This window comes from Falsirhodobacter halotolerans (genome assembly GCF_022899245.1).
GTDB lineage: Bacteria > Pseudomonadota > Alphaproteobacteria > Rhodobacterales > Rhodobacteraceae > Falsirhodobacter > Falsirhodobacter halotolerans.
The window spans coordinates 174,407-190,396 of the sequence record NZ_JALJAZ010000001.1 but is presented as its reverse complement, the minus strand read 5'-3'; the positions used below and the strand labels follow the sequence as shown (position 1 = coordinate 190,396).

Below are 15,990 nucleotides of genomic sequence, written 5' to 3'. Positions count from 1 at the left end.
ACCCGCAGCAAATACTCGACCGAATACAGGAGACGTTCGACAGGCTGCACATCGCGAAACACATTGGACGGAGGCACTGATGGGAAAGCCTTGGACACCTGAAATGATCGCGGATCGCTGGATGTGCAGCGGGGAAACCGTTCGCCAGATGATCCGCGATGGCCGCTTGCCCGCGTTTCGCGTCGGGCGCATGATGCGCGTCACAAACCAAGCCCTTGAGGAATACGAATGCAAGACTTCCGGATCGGACGCCTCAACGACCGCTTTGTCGTCATGTGGAACGAGCCGGACGGCACCCGCAGACGCTATCGTCTTAAGGCACACACGGCCAAAGACGCAGAACGCGAAGCGCGCGATCGAATCCTAAAGGAGACGGCGCCCGTCACCGGGATGACCGTGGGCCAGATCTGGGAGGCCTATCAGGTCGAGGTGTCCGGACGGCGCCAAGAGGCCAAGATGGCCCAGACCGGCAAGAACGTCCTGCCGGATTTTGGGCACCTGTCCGCGAGCCAGATCAAGGTCGAGGACTGCCGACGCTATATCGCCAAGCGACGGGCGGCTGGCCGAAAAGACGCGACGATCAGAACGGAGATGGGATGCTTGCGCACCAGCCTGCTGTGGGCGTTCAAATCCGGCCTGATCGACAAGACGCCCCGGATCGAACTGCCCCAAACACCCCCACCGCGCGAGCGGTATCTAACGAAGGACGAGGTGGCCGCGCTGATCGGGGCGGCTGTCGATCCCCATGTGCGCCTGGCAATGCTCTTGATGCTGACGACCGCCGGCCGCATCGGGGCCTTGCTGGAGTTGACGTGGAACCGCGTCGACTTGGAGCGCAGAGTGATCAAGCTGGCCGCCAACGACATCGGACCGCGCAAGGGCCGTGCGACCGTGCCTATCAACGACACGCTGATCGCCGCTCTGCAAGATGCGCAGCGCGCCGCCCTCTCTGATCACGTCATTGAATGGGGAGGCCGTCCGGTCGGATCGATCAAGACAGGGTTCAACGCCGCCGTGAAGCGCGCGGGGATCGACCATTGCACCCCCCACGATCTGCGCAGAACAGCCGGACGGTTCATGGCCGAGGCGGGCGTCCCGATCGAGGAAATCGCGCAGTATCTTGGGCACTCCAACCCGAACGTGACCCGCTCGACCTATGCCAAATTCAGCCCGGACCACCTGCGGAAAGCGGCGGATTCGCTGGAACTTGGCGGGGTCGCTCTGGTTCGACAGACCAGAAGGCAAACCCCAAAATTAGCGAAGTAGCCTTATTTTACTGGTGACCCCGACAGGACTTGAACCTGTAACCTGCCCCTTAGGAGGGGGCTGCTCTATCCAGTTGAGCCACGGGGCCGCCTGCCTTCTTTTGCGCAGGAAACGGCGGATGCCGCAAGCCCGCTTGGCGTGTCCGTGCGGTTGGCGTAACAAGGGGGGACAAGCAGCGGGGGAACCAAGATGGAAACGCGTCGTCCTTTGACCTTGCGCGATGTGTCCGAGGCGTCGGGCGTCAGCGAGATGACCGTCAGCCGCGTGTTGCGCAACAGCGGCGACGTGTCGGTTGCCACCCGGGAAAAGGTACTGACGGCCGCGAAGGCGTTGGGATATGTCCCCAACAAGATCGCGGGCGCCTTGGCAAGCCAGCGGGTGAACCTTGTGGGCGTGGTCATCCCCTCGCTGTCGAACATGGTTTTCCCCGAGGTGCTGAGCAACATCTCCGCGGTGCTGGAGGATACGGGCCTTCAACCGGTCTTCGGGGCCACGGGCTACAGCCCCGCCAAAGAAGAAAGCGTCATCTACGAGATGCTGTCTTGGCGCCCCTCGGGCCTGATCGTCGCGGGGCTGGAACATACCGATGCGGCGCGGGCCATGATGGAGAATGCGGGCATTCCGATCGTCGAGATCATGGACACCGACGGCACGCCCGTGGACAGCGCGGTCGGGATTTCCCACACCCGCGCGGGACGGATGATGGCCGAGGCCATCATCGCCGCAGGCTATCGCCGCATCGGCTTTCTCGGTTCGCGCATGGTGGGCGACCACCGGGCGCGCAAGCGGCTGGAGGGGTTCGAGGCGGCATTGGCCGAAGCGGGGATCGCCTTGGAGGATCGGGAATTCTACGAGGGCGGCTCGGCCCTGGCCAAGGGACGGGAGATCACGGCCCAGATGATGGCCCGGTCCCCCGATCTCGACTTTCTGTATTATTCGAACGACATCATCGGCGCGGGCGGGCTTTTGTGGTGCCTGGAACAGGGGATCGACATTCCCGGCCGTCTGGGTCTTGCGGGTTTCAACGATGTGGAGCTGCTGGACGGCCTGCCGATGCGGCTGGCGACGATGGACGCCTGCCGGGCCGAAATCGGGCGTCAGGCGGCGGAAATCGTCGCGGGCAAGCACCCCGAAGGCATCATCGGCGGCGAGGTGGTGACCCTGACCCCGCGCCTGAACCGGGGCGCCACGATCCGTTAGGCGGTCAGCCGCCCCTCTGCCGCCCCGGTGATGCGGGCGGCGACGATCTGGCCCTCGGGCCGGTCGGTTGCGAAATCGACCTCGGTGAACTGCTCGGTCCGGCCGCGACGCGGGCCTTCCATCAGAACGGCATGGGTCCGTCCCATCTGAGCCGACAGGTGCGCCTGCACCTGCGCCTCCCCCGCCGCGCGCAGCCGCGCCGCACGGTCGCGGATCGCCGGGCCGCGCACCTGCGGCATCCGCGCGGCGGGCGTGCCTTTGCGCGGGCTGAACGGGAACACGTGCAGAAAGGTCAGGCCACACTCGTCCACCAGCTTCAGCGAGTTGTCGAACATCGCCTCCGTCTCGGTCGGGAAGCCGGCGATGATGTCCGCGCCGAAGATCATGTCGGGGCGCAGGCGGCGCGCCTCCTCGCAAAAGCGGATCGCGTCGTCGCGCAGGTGACGGCGCTTCATCCGCTTCAGGATCATGTCGTCCCCTGCCTGCAACGACAGGTGAAGATGCGGCATCAGGCGCGGTTCGGTGGCGATGGCCTGCATCAGGTTGTCATCCGCCTCGATCGAATCGATCGAGCTGATCCGAAGGCGGGGCAGGTCGGGCACCAGTTTCAGGATGCGCATGACCAGATCGCCCAGACGGGGCGTGGCCGGAAGGTCCGCCCCCCAGGAGGTGAGGTCCACGCCGGTCAGCACCACTTCGTTGAAGCCCTTGCCGACAAGCCGCTTGATCTGCTCCACCACGACCCCTGCGGGCACCGAACGGGAATTGCCCCGACCGTAAGGGATGATGCAGAAGGTGCAGCGGTGGTCGCAGCCGTTCTGAACCTGCACATAGGCGCGGTGGCGGCCAAAGCCGTCGATCAGATGGCCGGCGGTTTCCTTGACCGACATGATGTCATCGACCATCACCTTCTCGGTCGTGCCGATCAGGTCGGGCGCGCGCAGCGATTGCCACGTATCGGCCTGCATCTTTTCATGGTTGCCGATGACGCGGGTGACCTCGGCCATGTCGGCAAAGGTTTCGGGCTCGGTCTGCGCGGCGCAGCCGGTGACCAGAATCGGCGCGCCGGGGTTTTCGCGCGCTAGGCGACGGATTTCCTGCTTGGCCTTGCGTACCGCCTCGGCCGTGACGGCGCAGGTGTTCACCACGACCGCGTTCGACAGGCCCGCCTGCGCGGCCAGTTCCTTCATCGCCTCCGTCTCATAGGCGTTCAGGCGGCAGCCGAGGGTGGAGAAGACCGGCGCGGTCATACGGCCCGCAGCCATTCGGGGGAAAGGGTGCCTTCGAAGACCTTCGCCACGGGGCCGGTCATCCAGACTCCATCGTCGCGCCAGTCGATGTCCAGCCGTCCGCCATCCACATCCACGGTGACGCGCCGCCCCGTCAGCCCGCGCAGGTGCGCGGCCACGGCGGTGGCGCAGGTGCCCGACCCGCAGGCCAGCGTCACGCCCGCGCCCCGTTCCCACACCCGCATACGCAGATGGTCGGGGGCCAGAAGGCTGGCAAATTCGACATTCGTGCGCTGCGGGAACAGCGGATCGTGTTCGATCCGCGGTCCAAGGGCGGTCAGCGCCACGCCCTCGGCGTCCGGCACGAAGAAGACGCAATGCGGATTGCCCATCCCCACGGCCACCGGATCCCCGTCCAGCGGCAGATGGGCGGTGTCCACGGCGCGGGCCAGCGGAATCTCGGCCCAATCCAGTTGCGGATGCCCCATGTTCACCGCGACCAGATCCCCGGCCCGTTCGGCCACCAGCGTGCCTCGGTCGGTCTTGAACCTGACCCGGTCCCGCCCGTCCAGCATCAATGCGGCCACACAGCGGCTGGCATTGCCACAGGCCCCCGCGCGACTGCCGTCGGTGTTCCAGAACTCCAGCGCGTAATCGTGGTCGTCGGCGTCGCGAATCTCGGCCAGCTGATCGAACCCCACCCCACGGTGGCGGTCCCCCAGCGCGCGGGCCAGCGCGGGCGTGGTCACAGCGTCGCGCCCGCGCGTGTCCAGCACGACAAAATCGTTGCCAAGCCCGTGCATCTTGAGGAAGGTGATCTGATCCATGGCCGCGATATACGCCTCTGGCAAAGTTTTTGCCAGAGGGTGAAAGTTTTGCCCTTGACCCCCCCGGCGTGAGGCCGTAGTCAGCCCCCTGTGATGTGGGCCCATAGCTCAGTTGGTAGAGCAACTGACTTTTAATCAGTGGGTCGCAGGTTCGAATCCTGCTGGGCTCACCACTTTACACCTTGATGCCAGTCGTTGCCGTTCGGTCGGTGCCGCCTTTCGGGCGGACGAAGGCAGGCCGCTTATCGGACCTGCCACTTCTCCAGCTTGCGGGCCAGCGTGCGGCGGTGCATTCCCAACCGGCGCGCGGTTTCCGAGATGTTGAAATCCGTCGCGACCAGCGTTTCGTGGATCCGCTCCCATTCCAGCGTCTTGATGGTCGTGGGCTGGGTCGCCGCCGCCACGCCCGTATCGCCCGACCCGCGCTGGAAGGCGTCCAGAATGTCGTCGGTGTTCGACGGCTTGGTCAGATAATGGCAGGCGCCCAGCTTGATCGCCTCCACCGCCGTGGCGATGCTGGCGAACCCCGTCAGCACGACGATCAGCATCTCGGCGGAATGGCGGTGCAGCTGGTCCACGCAGACAAGGCCCGACCCGCCCGCCAGCTTCAGGTCCACCACCGCATGGGTTGGCGTGTCCGCCGCCAGCACGTCGGGCAGCGCGTCCGGGCCGGACGCGGTCAGGACGCGAAAGCCCCGTTTTTCGAACGATCGTTTCAACGTGGCCGCGAAATCCGCGTCATCCTCGACCAGCAGGATCAAACCTTCAGACATCTTCCCCCCTCAGCGCCAAGGATTGAAGCGGCAGGCACAAGGTCACCTCCGCCCCGTCGGACACATTCGCCACCGTCACGTCGCCGCCCAGCTTGCGGATGGCGTTGACCGTCAGGAACAGCCCCAGCCCCCGCCCCTGCCGCCCCTTGGTGGAACGGTGGGCACGCCCGATATCGGCCAGGATATCCGGCGCGAATCCGGTCCCGTGGTCGCGGACGACCAGCACCAGATCGTTGCCCCGCCGCGCGGCATCCAGCCCGACCCAGGTGGGCGACACCTCCAGCGCGTTGTCCAGAACGTTCATCATCATCTGTTTCAACGTGGCGTCCAGAACGATCTGCATATCCTCGCCGAAATCGTTGCGCAGGGACAGCCCCTCGAAATCGCGCTGATCGCTCCAGTCGTTGGCCAAATCTTCGATGAAGGTGTGGACGGTGGTCGCGCGCGGCGCCTCGCCCCGCGCCTCGCCCGAGGTCATGAGGATGCCGGTCACGATCGCCTTGCACCGATCGATCGCCTTTTGCATGGCGTCGATATCCTCGCGCTGTTCGGGATCGGTCGCGGCGTGACGCCAGTCCCCCAGAATGACCGAGATGGAGGCGAGCGGCGTGCCAAGTTCATGCGCGGCGCCAGAGGCGAACAGACCCATCCGCACGATGTGATCCTCCTCCAGCGCGCGCTGGTCCAGAGCGGCCAGCCGCGTCGTCCGCTCCTTCAGGTTGGCGGTGATGCGGGTCACGAAGGCGGTGATCAGGACGGCATCCAGCAGCAGGCCGAAGGCGAATCCCAGGATATAGAGGGGAAACAGCTCCACCCCCTCCGGCAGGACCAGGGGGACATGGAACGGGATGATGGCCAGAAACAGCACGGCGACAAGGCCCACCAGCGCCCAGGTCGTGCCACGCGGCAAAAGAACCGCCGACAGGGTGACCTGCAGCAGATAAAGGATGGTGAACGGGTTCGTCGCCCCACCCGACAGCGCCAGTTGCGTCGTCAGGGCCAGCATGTCGACAACCATCTCCACCACCACCGCGCCGCGCCAGTGGCGGAACGGCGTGCGACTGATCAGGTTCATCGCGACCAGGACCAGCAGCACAAGCCACATGGGCAGCAGCGGCAGGTCGATCCCCAGAACGAAGGTCGCGATCAGAATGGCGGCGATCTGCCCCGCCACCGCCAGCCAGCGCAACTGGACCAGCAGGACAAGATCGCGCCCATCGGCCAGATCCGGCCTTACCGCCGCCGCAGCCGCCATTCATGCACCCCGACAAAGATCGTGGCCGCGATCAGGCCAAGCGCCAGCGCGAACCATGTTATGGCATATCCCAGATGTTTGTTGGGAAAGGCGATGATGGTCAGGCCGCCCACAGGCGTTCCCTCACCCCGGTCGGCATCGATGAAGAAGGGCGCAACGTCGTCCAATCCGCGCGTGGCCGCAATGGCCGCGACATCGCGGGAATACCAGCGGTCCTCGTCCGGTTTGTTGCTGCGCAGGAACCCGCCCCCCGGCTCGGTCATTCGCAGCAGGCCGGTGATCGTTTGGGGGCCCGCCGGCCGGGAGTAGGTCGTCCGCTCGTCCGGCAGGACGAACCCGCGGTTGATGAGGTAAATTCCATCATCAGTGCGCAGCGGCGTGATGACCCAGAACCCACCGCCCAGATCGGTCACGGCCTGCGTCAGGACCGCCTGATCGTTCAGGAATTCGCCGCTGACGGTGACGCGCCGGTATTCATCCTTGTCGCGGGTGATGCCGGCCCAGTCGGACGGGCCGGGCGCCGGCGTCGGCATGGCGTGCACACGCTGGTCCACGCGCGCGATCAGGTCGGTTTTCCACGCCAGGCGGTGCACCTGCCATGTGCCAAGCGCCAGCAGCGCCGCGATCCCCGCCACCGCCAGCAGCGCGAGGATCGCCAGCGTCAGGCGAGAGCGGGGCCGGCGATGATCCGGTCCCGCCTCTGTCAATGCTGCACGCTTTGGGCCGGTGCGCTTTCGGGCACGATCAGCTGCGGGGTCTCCAGCAGCATGTCATGGGCGGGCATCATGTTGGCATTCATGTTCCACATGACCCAGACGGACCCCGCGATCATGATCACCACCACGACCAGCGTGAAGACGACCGATGTCAGCAGCCAGCCTTCTTCCGCCTTGCCGTTGACATGCAGGAAGAAGATCACATGCACGATCACCTGAACGGCCGCCAGTACCGTGACGATCAGGATCGTGGCCACGCGGCTGTCCAGAACCTCGCCCATGACCAGCCAGAAGGGGATCACGGTCAGGATCACGGACAGCACGAAGCCCGTCATGTAGGAGCCGAACGACCCGTGCGCGTGGGCGTCGTGGTCGTGATGCCCGTCCGTATGTGCGTGGTGTGCCATCAGACCATCCTCACGAGATAGACAAAGGTGAAAACGCCGATCCAGATGACGTCGAGGAAGTGCCAGAACAGGCTGAGGCAGCTCAGCCGGCGCTGCATCGCCGTGGTCAGACCGAACTTGCGCACCTGGAAGACCAGCGTGAACAGCCAGATCATGCCGAAGGTGACGTGCAGACCGTGGGTGCCGACCAGCAGGAAGAACGCCGACAGGAAGGCCGAACGCTGCGGGCCCGCGCCGATGTGGATCAGGTGGTGGAACTCGTAGATTTCGATCCCGAGGAACACGGCCCCGAAGGCGGCGGTGACCAGAAGCCAACCGATGACCTGACGGCTGTTGTGCTTGACCATGGCCAGCATGGCAAAGCCATAGGTGATCGAGGACAAGAGCAGCATCGCCGTGTTGATGGCGATGAGGTCGAGTTCGAACAACTCCTTCGGGCCGGGCCCGGCGGCATAGGCGCCGCCGAGAACCGCATAGGTGGCGAACAGGACCGCAAAGATAAGGCAATCGCTCATCAGATAGATCCAGAAACCGAGCATGGTGCTCGAACCCTCGGGGTGATGGGGCTCTTCCTTCAGGTGGAAGGCACCATCGGTGGGCAGGGTGACTGTGCTCATGCCTCAGATCTCCGCAAGCTGCTTCGTGCGGGCGGCTTCGGTCGCGGCGACCGTTTCCGCCGGGATGTAGTAATCCCGATCGCGGTTGTAGGTGTGGTAGATCGCGTAGACGATCGTAGCGACGAAGCTGAGCGCGGCGAGCCACCAGATGTACCAGATCAACGCAAACCCGCAGAGCGTGGCAAAGGCCGACAGGATGAACCCCGCCTCGGTCCCGCGCGGCATGTGGATCGGGACGAACCCGGTCACCGGCCGCTGGTAGTTGCGCGCCTTCATGTCCGCCCAGGTGTCCACGTCATAGGCCACCGGCGTGAACGCGAAGTTGTACTTCGGCGGAGGGGACGAAGTTGCCCATTCCAGCGTGCGGCCACCCCACGGATCGCCCGTGTGATCGCGCAGCTGGTCGCGCTTCATCACCGACACAAAGATCTGGATCAGGAAGGCGGCGATGCCGATGGCCACCAGAACGGCCCCGAAGGCGGCGATGATGAACCAGATCCGCAGATCGGGATCGTCGAACACACGCATCCGGCGGGTCACGCCCATCAGGCCCAGAACATAAAGCGGCGTGAAGGCGACCCAGTACCCCAGGACCCAGCCCCAGAACGACACCTTGCCCCAGAACGGATCCAGCCGGAAGCCGAAGGCCTTGGGGAACCAGTAGTTCACGCCCGCGAACACCCCGAACACCACGCCGCCGATGATCACGTTGTGGAAGTGCGCGATCAGGAACAACGAGTTGTGCAGCACGAAGTCCGCCGGCGGCACGGCCAGAAGCACGCCCGTCATCCCGCCGATCGTGAAGGTGATCAGGAAGGCCACCGTCCACATCATCGGCAGTTCGAACCGGATGCGGCCCTTGTACATCGTGAACAGCCAGTTGAAGATCTTCGCCCCGGTCGGGATGGAGATGATCATCGTCGTGATCCCGAAGAACGAGTTCACCGACGCGCCCGACCCCATCGTGAAGAAGTGGTGCAGCCACACGACGTAGGACAGGATGGTGATCACCACCGTCGCGTAGACCATGGACGTGTAGCCGAACAGACGCTTGCCCGAGAAGGTGGCCACGACTTCGGAGAACACGCCGAACAGCGGCAGGATCAGGATGTACACCTCCGGGTGGCCCCAGATCCAGATCAGGTTGACATACATCATCGGGTTGCCGCCCAGATCGGCGGTGAAGAAGTTCGTCCCGATATAGCGGTCGAGCGTCAGCAGCACGAGAACGGCCGTCAGAACCGGGAACGAGGCCACGATCAGAACGTTCGTGCACAGCGCGGTCCAGGTGAAGATCGGCATCTTCATCAGCGTCATGCCGGGGCAGCGCATCTTCAGGATGGTGACCAGAAGGTTGATCCCCGACAGCGTCGTGCCCACACCCGCGACCTGAAGGCCCCAGATGTAATAGTCCACGCCCACGGACGGCGACGCCCCGATGCCCGACAGCGGCGGGAAGGCCAGCCAGCCGGTCTGCGCGTATTCGCCCACGAACAGCGACACCATGGTCAGGACCGCACCGCCCGCCGTCATCCAGAACGAGAAGTTGTTCAGGAACGGAAAGGCCACGTCGCGCGCGCCGATCTGCAGCGGCATGACGAAGTTCATCAGACCGGTCACGAACGGCATCGCCACGAAGAAGATCATGATCACGCCATGCGCCGTGAAGATCTGGTCGTAGTGATGCGAGTTCAGATACCCCTCGGACCCGCCGAAGGCCAGGACCTGCTGCAGACGCATCATCAGCGCGTCGGCAAAGCCGCGCAGCAGCATGATCGTGCCCAGCACCATATACATGATGCCGATCTTCTTGTGGTCGATGCTGACGACCCATTCATTCCAGAAGGGCGCCCACAACCGATACTTGGTCATGAGGAACAGGAATGCCAGCCCCCCCAGCGCCACGGCGATGAACGTGCCGATCAGGATCGGCTCATAGAGGGGGATGGACGACCAGCGCAGCCGTCCGAAAATGAGATCTGTTAAAGACATGTCACCAGTTCCGTCAGAGAGCCTGGGCGCCCTTCGGCGCGGTGAGAAGGGTAATGACCGGGGTCAGCGGATGGCCGGGGGTCTGCAGGCCGTGGCCGCGCAGCGGACGGCTGTCCTTTGCGGCGACGATCAGCTGGTCGGACCCGTAGACACGCTCGGAATCCAGCACGGTGCAGAAGGCGTCGACCGTGACCGGCGCCGAACCGAACGGGGTCTTGCCGCGGGTGAAGACCTTCTGCGTCACCTCGGTCACGTTCATCATGCCAAGCGATTCGAACCCGCCCAGCGAATCGAGCGCCATCATTTCGTCCATGCACATCCGCGTGCCGTTGACGCAACGGTTCAGGATCGCGTGCCACAGGCCCGGCTCCACGGTCGAATAATAGGTGACGGGAACCGCCTCGGAGGGACGCTCCACCTCGGTATAGACCGCCCGGTCCAGAACCGAGCCTTCGGCGCGCACCTGTTCGACCCAGGCGTCGTAATCGCCCGGCTGCATCGCATGGGCCTTGAACCGCATGTGCGAGAAGCCGTGACCCGAATAATGCGCCGAGAAGCCGTCATACACGCCTTCGTTGTTCAACACGCCGTTCAGCTTGGTTTCCATCGCGGGCATGGCATAGATCATGCCGGCCATCGCGGGGATATAAAGCGTGTTCATCACCGAGGTCGCGGTCATGGAGAATTCCACCGGACGGTCCACCGGCACGGCCAGTTCGTTGATCGTCGCGATTCCCTCTTCGGGATAGATGAACATCCACTTCCAGTCCATCGCGACCACCTGCACGCGCAGCGGCTGATAATCCGCCTCGATCGGCGTGTTCTTGGAAATGCGATCCAGCGGGCGATAGGGGTCCAGAAGGTGCGTGCCGACCCAGGTCAGCGCGCCCAGACAGATGATGATCAAAAGCGGCGCGGCCCAGATGATCAGTTCCAGCCGGGTGGAGTGGTGGAACTTGGGATCGTATTCCGCGTCCTGATTCGAGGCGCGGTATTTCCAGGCGATGTAGATGACCAGCGCGATCACCGGAATGATGATCAACAGCATCAGAAGCGTCGAGATCACCAGCACATCACGCTGCTGGGCGGCGACGTCACCGGCGGGGGCGAGCACGACGGGCTTGCACGCGGCGATAAGAAGAAGGGGCGCCAATGCGGCGAGACGGAGGCTTTTCACGGCGAATCCATTCGAAATGGTCGGACTTGCGGCCGAGGTGGCGTTTCGTGGGTTCCCCGATAATACCGAACCCCATGATGCAACATTGGACAATTTGCCCAATCCAAAGTCTAGTCTATTACAGGCAGACAGCAAACTGACCAATCGAATGGAGTGAGCCCCGTGAGCATCCCTGCATCAACCACGGCAGAGCAGGACGCCCGCCGCCTGCATTCAGACGGCCACGGGGGGCATGAAAGCGATCCCGGCGAGATGGCGATCGGCGTCATCATCGGCCGCACGGCCGAATTCTTCGACTTCTTCGTCTTTTCCATGGCCTGCGTGCTGGTGTTTCCCGCGCGCCTGTTCCCCTTCGCCGATGCGGTGACGGGAACGCTGTATTCCTTTGCCATCCTGGGTCTGGCCTTCGTGGCGCGTCCCTTCGGATCGCTGTTCTTCCACTGGGTGGACCGCACCTATGGCCGGTCGGCCAAGCTGACGCTGGCGCTTTTGATGCTGGGCACGTCCACGGTGTTCATCGGCCTCATCCCCACCTACGACGTCCTGGGGGCCTGGGCCATCGGCATCCTGATCGTCTTCCGTCTGGCACAGGGCTTCGCCCTGGGCGGCACATGGGACGGCCTCGCCTCGCTTCTGGCCCTCAGCGCGCCCGAGCATAAGCGCGGCTGGTATGCGATGATCCCGCAACTGGGTGCGCCCATCGCGCTGGTCGTGGTGACGGCGCTGTTCATCTACCTCATCTCGTCGATGTCGGCGGTCGATTTCTACGACTGGGGCTGGCGCTATCCGTTCTTCGTCGCCTTCTCGATCAACGTGGTGGCCCTGTTCGCCCGCCTGCGTCTGGTGGCGACCCCGGAATACGAAGAGCTGTTCAAGCAGAACGAACTCATGCCCTCCAGTCTGCGCACCACCTGTCGGGTCGAGGGGCGGCACATGCTGGTCGGCATCTTCACCCCGCTGGCAAGCTTTGCGCTGTTCCACATGATGACGGTGTTCCCGCTGGGGTATGTCTTCCTGTTCACCGAAAACACGCCGACCAGCTTCCTGACCACGCTTCTGGTCGGGTCGATCGTGGGGCTGGCCGCCACCGCCGCGTCGGGCATCCTGTCGGATCGCATCGGACGTCGGAAGCTGCTGGCAGCGTCCACGGTCGGGATCGCCGTCTTCGCCATTCTGGGGCCGGTGATGCTGGGCCTCGGCGGGGCGGGACAGTCGCTCTATGTCATGTTGGGCTTCGTCCTTCTGGGTCTCAGCTTCGGGCAGGCCTCGGGCGCCGTCGCCTCCAGCTTCAGCAACGTCAACCGGTATACCGCGTCGTCCTTCACGTCGGACATCGCCTGGGTGCTGGGCGCGGGCTTCGCACCGCTGATCGCGCTTTATCTGGCCTCGCAACTGGGCCTGTGGGCCGCCGGGCTCTACCTTCTGTCGGGGGCCGTCTGCACGCTGGTCGCGCTGCGGGTGAACCGGATGATGGGGGGCCTGGGTCGCGCCTGACCCCTTCCCCGGTCCGAACGCAGAAGGCCCCGCATTGCGGGGCCTTTTTTATTGCGGATCGCTGCGGGGATGCGCACGGATGATCGGAAATGAAAAAGGGCGCACCGACGGCGCGCCCTTGATTCTCGCGGTCCAGACCGTCGGGATGCCCCCGGACGATCCCCGGCCTCAGGTCCGCAGAAGATGTTCGACGATCATCTCCGCCGCATCTTCCGGCGTCATCTCCACGGTGTTGACGGTGATCTCGGGGGCCTCCGGTGCCTCATAGGGGCTGTCGATCCCGGTGAAGTTCTTCAACTGCCCGGCCCGCGCCTTCTTGTAGAGCCCCTTCACGTCGCGGCCTTCGGCCACATCCAGCGGGGTGTTGACGAAGACCTCCACGAACTCGCCATCCTCCATCAGGTCGCGCACCATGCGGCGTTCGGATTGGAACGGGCTGATGAAGGCCGTCAGCACGATCAGGCCGGCATCGGTCATCAGGCGCGCCACCTCGCCCACGCGGCGGATGTTCTCCACCCGGTCGGCGTCGGTGAAGCCCAGATCGCGGTTCAGGCCGTGGCGCACGTTGTCGCCGTCCAGCAGGAACGAATGCCGCCCCATCGAATGCAGCTTCTTCTCCACCAGGTTGGCAATGGTCGATTTGCCCGAGCCCGACAGGCCGGTGAACCAGACGACCCGCGCCTTCTGCCCCTTCTGGCCCGCATGGGCGGTGCGGTCGATGTCCACCGCCTGCCAGTGGATGTTCTGCGACCGGCGCAGGGCGAAATGGATCAGGCCCGCCGCCACCGTGGCGTTGGTCATCCGGTCGATCAGGATGAACCCGCCCAAGGCGCGGTCGTCCTCATAGCTTTCGAACACAAGCGGACGGTCGGTGGAGATGTTGCACACCCCGATCGCGTTCAGCTTCAACGTGCGCGAGGCCAGATGTTCGGCCGTGTTGACGTTCACCTCGTATTTCGGCTCGGTGATCGTGGCGGTGACCGACTGGCTGCCCAGTTGCAGGATATAGGACCGGCCCGGAAGCATCTCCGCCTCGTCCATCCAGATCAGCGTCGTCTCGAACTGGTCGGCCACCTCGGGCGGCGCGTCGGCGATGGAGATGACGTTCCCGCGCGAACAGTCGATCTCGTCATTCAGGGTCAGGGTGATCGCCTGCCCTGCCACCGCGCGGTCCAGATCCCCGTCATAGGTGACGATGGATTTCACGGTCGAGGTCTTGCCCGACGGCACGACCCGAACCGCATCGCCCGGCCGCACCGTGCCCGCGGCGATGGTGCCGGAGAACCCGCGGAAATCGAGGTTGGGGCGGTTCACCCATTGCACCGGCAGGCGGAACGGACGCTCGGCCGCGCCGCTGTCGGACAGCGGCACCTCCTCCAGATGGGCCATCAGGGTCGGGCCGTAATACCAGTCCATATGCGCCGAACGGTCGACGATGTTGTCGCCCTTCAGGCCGGAAATCGGAATGACCTTGAAATCCTTGATGCCGATGGAGGTGGCGAATTCGCGGTATTCGGCGACGATCTCATCGAACCGCGCCTCGGAATAGCCCACAAGGTCCATCTTGTTGATCGCCAGCACGACATTCGGAATGCCCAGCAGGTTCACGATGTAGCTGTGCCGCCGCGTCTGGGTCAGAACCCCCTGCCGCGCGTCGATCAGGATCACGGCCAGATCGGCGGTGGAGGCGCCGGTCACCATGTTGCGGGTGTATTGCTCGTGCCCCGGCGTGTCGGCCACGATGAACTTGCGCTTGTCGGTGGCAAAGAAGCGATAGGCGACGTCGATGGTGATGCCCTGCTCACGCTCGGCGGCCAGACCGTCCACCAGAAGGGCGAAGTCGATCTCCTGCCCCTGGGTGCCCACGGCCTTCGAATCCTTGGACAGCGTCGCCAACTGATCCTCGAAGATCATCTTGCTGTCATACAGCAACCGGCCGATCAGCGTCGATTTGCCGTCATCCACCGATCCGCAGGTGATGAAGCGCAGCATCGTCTTGTGCTGGTGCTTGTCCAGATAGGCGTCGATGTCCTCGGCGATCAGCGCGTCGACCTTGTATTCGTGCGACTGTTCGGACATCAGAAATACCCTTCCTGCTTTTTCTTTTCCATCGAGGCGGCGCTGTCATGGTCGATCGCCCGCCCCTGCCGTTCCGACGTGGTCGTCAGCAGCATTTCCTGAATGACCTCGGACAGGGTCGCGGCCTCCGACTCCACCGCCCCCGTCAGGGGATAGCAGCCCAGCGTGCGGAAGCGGATGGACCGCATCTCCGGCTCCTCGCCGCTGCGCAGGGGGAAGCGGTCGTCATCGACCATGATCAAAAGGCCGTCACGCTCCACCACCGGACGCGGGGCGGAGAAATAGAGCGGCACGATCTCGATCCCTTCCAGCTGGATGTATTGCCAGATGTCCAGCTCGGTCCAGTTCGACAGCGGGAAGACGCGGATCGATTCGCCCTTGGCCTTGCGCGCGTTGTAGGCGTTCCACAGTTCGGGCCGCTGGTTTTTCGGATCCCAGCGGTGATTGGCGCTGCGGAATGAGAACACGCGCTCCTTGGCGCGGGACTTCTCCTCGTCGCGGCGCGCGCCGCCGAAGGCCGCATCGAAGCCGTAATGCGTCAGCGCCTGCTTCAGCCCGTCGGTCTTCCACATATCGGTGTGCAACGACCCATGGTCGAAGGGGTTGATGCCCTTTTCCATCGCCTCGGGGTTGTGATGCACCAGAAGCTGCATCCCCGCATCCGCCGCCGCCTTGTCGCGCAACTGATACATCGCCTGGAATTTCCAGGTGGTGTCCACATGCAAAAGCGGGAAGGGCGGGGGCGAGGGATAGAACGCCTTCTTCGCCAGGTGCAACATGCAGGCCGAATCCTTGCCCACGGAATAAAGCATGACCGGATTGGTCGCCGTGGACACCACCTCGCGCATGATGTGGATGCTCTCGGCCTCCAGCCGCTGCAGGTGGGTCAATTGCCGGTCATCAAGTGCCATGAGATGCCTTCCGAAAGCTGTCATTTGGATGCGCCGTTCCCCGGCAT

At 64.2% G+C, this 15,990-nt stretch carries 15 protein-coding genes and 2 tRNA genes; 5 read left to right on the top strand and 12 right to left on the bottom strand.

Annotated elements, in window-relative coordinates:
- Positions 1 to 79 precede the first annotated feature (79 nt).
- Both MU449_RS15895 and MU449_RS00895 read left to right on the top strand, forming a co-directional pair.
- Entirely contained in the window at positions 80 to 367 is a 288-nt protein-coding gene (locus MU449_RS15895; protein ID WP_425309753.1) for an excisionase family DNA-binding protein, read from the top strand.
- Positions 274 to 1,266, top strand: coding sequence for a tyrosine-type recombinase/integrase (locus tag MU449_RS00895; RefSeq protein WP_425310554.1), 993 nt, complete (start codon positions 274 to 276; stop codon positions 1,264 to 1,266). The genes MU449_RS15895 and MU449_RS00895 overlap by 94 nt, the downstream gene beginning before the upstream one ends.
- 11 nt (positions 1,267 to 1,277) lie before the next feature.
- On the opposite strand, the gene MU449_RS00890 is transcribed toward MU449_RS00895, so the two are convergent.
- Positions 1,278 to 1,354: transfer RNA gene (locus MU449_RS00890), tRNA-Arg, on the bottom strand.
- 101 nt (positions 1,355 to 1,455) lie between these two features.
- Between MU449_RS00890 and MU449_RS00885 the strand changes: the two genes are divergently transcribed.
- On the top strand, positions 1,456 to 2,466 hold the full coding sequence (locus MU449_RS00885; RefSeq protein ID WP_244736100.1) for a LacI family DNA-binding transcriptional regulator: 1,011 nt from the start codon (positions 1,456 to 1,458) through the stop codon (positions 2,464 to 2,466).
- On the opposite strand, the gene mtaB is transcribed toward MU449_RS00885, so the two are convergent.
- Both mtaB and dapF read right to left on the bottom strand, forming a co-directional pair.
- On the bottom strand, positions 2,463 to 3,731 hold the full coding sequence (gene mtaB, locus MU449_RS00880) for a tRNA (N(6)-L-threonylcarbamoyladenosine(37)-C(2))-methylthiotransferase MtaB (protein WP_244736099.1): 1,269 nt from the start codon (positions 3,729 to 3,731) through the stop codon (positions 2,463 to 2,465). The genes MU449_RS00885 and mtaB overlap by 4 nt on opposite strands.
- Complete coding sequence (gene dapF / locus MU449_RS00875) at positions 3,713 to 4,522, bottom strand: diaminopimelate epimerase (RefSeq protein ID WP_244736098.1); 810 nt, start codon at positions 4,520 to 4,522, stop codon at positions 3,713 to 3,715. The genes mtaB and dapF overlap by 19 nt, the downstream gene beginning before the upstream one ends.
- 97 nt (positions 4,523 to 4,619) lie before the next feature.
- Here dapF and MU449_RS00870 point away from each other — a divergent pair.
- Positions 4,620 to 4,695 (top strand) — tRNA-Lys (locus tag MU449_RS00870).
- 69 nt (positions 4,696 to 4,764) lie between these two features.
- Here MU449_RS00870 and MU449_RS00865 read toward each other — a convergent pair.
- Genes MU449_RS00865 through cyoA form a run of 7 tightly spaced genes read right to left on the bottom strand, consistent with a single transcriptional unit; the run spans position 4,765 to position 11,459 of the window.
- Complete coding sequence (locus MU449_RS00865; RefSeq protein ID WP_244736096.1) at positions 4,765 to 5,295, bottom strand: response regulator transcription factor; 531 nt, start codon at positions 5,293 to 5,295, stop codon at positions 4,765 to 4,767.
- A complete protein-coding gene (locus MU449_RS00860) occupies positions 5,288 to 6,550 on the bottom strand; it encodes an ATP-binding protein (protein ID WP_244736095.1) in 1,263 nt (420 codons plus the stop codon). Before MU449_RS00860 ends, MU449_RS00865 begins: the two co-directional genes overlap by 8 nt.
- Positions 6,529 to 7,257, bottom strand: coding sequence for an SURF1 family protein (locus MU449_RS00855; RefSeq protein ID WP_244736093.1), 729 nt, complete (start codon positions 7,255 to 7,257; stop codon positions 6,529 to 6,531). Before MU449_RS00855 ends, MU449_RS00860 begins: the two co-directional genes overlap by 22 nt.
- On the bottom strand, positions 7,254 to 7,673 hold the full coding sequence (gene cyoD, locus MU449_RS00850) for a cytochrome o ubiquinol oxidase subunit IV (RefSeq protein WP_244736092.1): 420 nt from the start codon (positions 7,671 to 7,673) through the stop codon (positions 7,254 to 7,256). Before cyoD ends, MU449_RS00855 begins: the two co-directional genes overlap by 4 nt.
- Entirely contained in the window at positions 7,673 to 8,290 is a 618-nt protein-coding gene (cyoC, locus tag MU449_RS00845; RefSeq protein ID WP_244736091.1) for a cytochrome o ubiquinol oxidase subunit III, read from the bottom strand. The genes cyoD and cyoC overlap by 1 nt, the downstream gene beginning before the upstream one ends.
- 3 nt (positions 8,291 to 8,293) lie before the next feature.
- Positions 8,294 to 10,282, bottom strand: a complete 1,989-nt coding sequence (cyoB, locus tag MU449_RS00840; protein ID WP_244736090.1) for a cytochrome o ubiquinol oxidase subunit I — start codon at positions 10,280 to 10,282, stop codon at positions 8,294 to 8,296.
- A 13-nt stretch (positions 10,283 to 10,295) separates the two neighbouring features.
- Positions 10,296 to 11,459, bottom strand: a complete 1,164-nt coding sequence (gene cyoA, locus MU449_RS00835) for a ubiquinol oxidase subunit II (RefSeq protein ID WP_244736088.1) — start codon at positions 11,457 to 11,459, stop codon at positions 10,296 to 10,298.
- A gap of 162 nt (positions 11,460 to 11,621) precedes the next feature.
- Between cyoA and MU449_RS00830 the strand changes: the two genes are divergently transcribed.
- Positions 11,622 to 12,953: an MFS transporter gene (locus MU449_RS00830; RefSeq protein ID WP_244736087.1), complete on the top strand. Its 1,332-nt coding sequence runs from the start codon at positions 11,622 to 11,624 to the stop codon at positions 12,951 to 12,953.
- A gap of 168 nt (positions 12,954 to 13,121) precedes the next feature.
- On the opposite strand, the gene cysN is transcribed toward MU449_RS00830, so the two are convergent.
- Both cysN and cysD read right to left on the bottom strand, forming a co-directional pair.
- On the bottom strand, positions 13,122 to 15,032 hold the full coding sequence (gene cysN, locus MU449_RS00825; RefSeq protein WP_244736086.1) for a sulfate adenylyltransferase subunit CysN: 1,911 nt from the start codon (positions 15,030 to 15,032) through the stop codon (positions 13,122 to 13,124).
- A complete protein-coding gene (cysD, locus tag MU449_RS00820) occupies positions 15,032 to 15,943 on the bottom strand; it encodes a sulfate adenylyltransferase subunit CysD (RefSeq protein WP_244736085.1) in 912 nt (303 codons plus the stop codon). The genes cysN and cysD overlap by 1 nt, the downstream gene beginning before the upstream one ends.
- Positions 15,944 to 15,990: the final 47 nt, after the last annotated feature.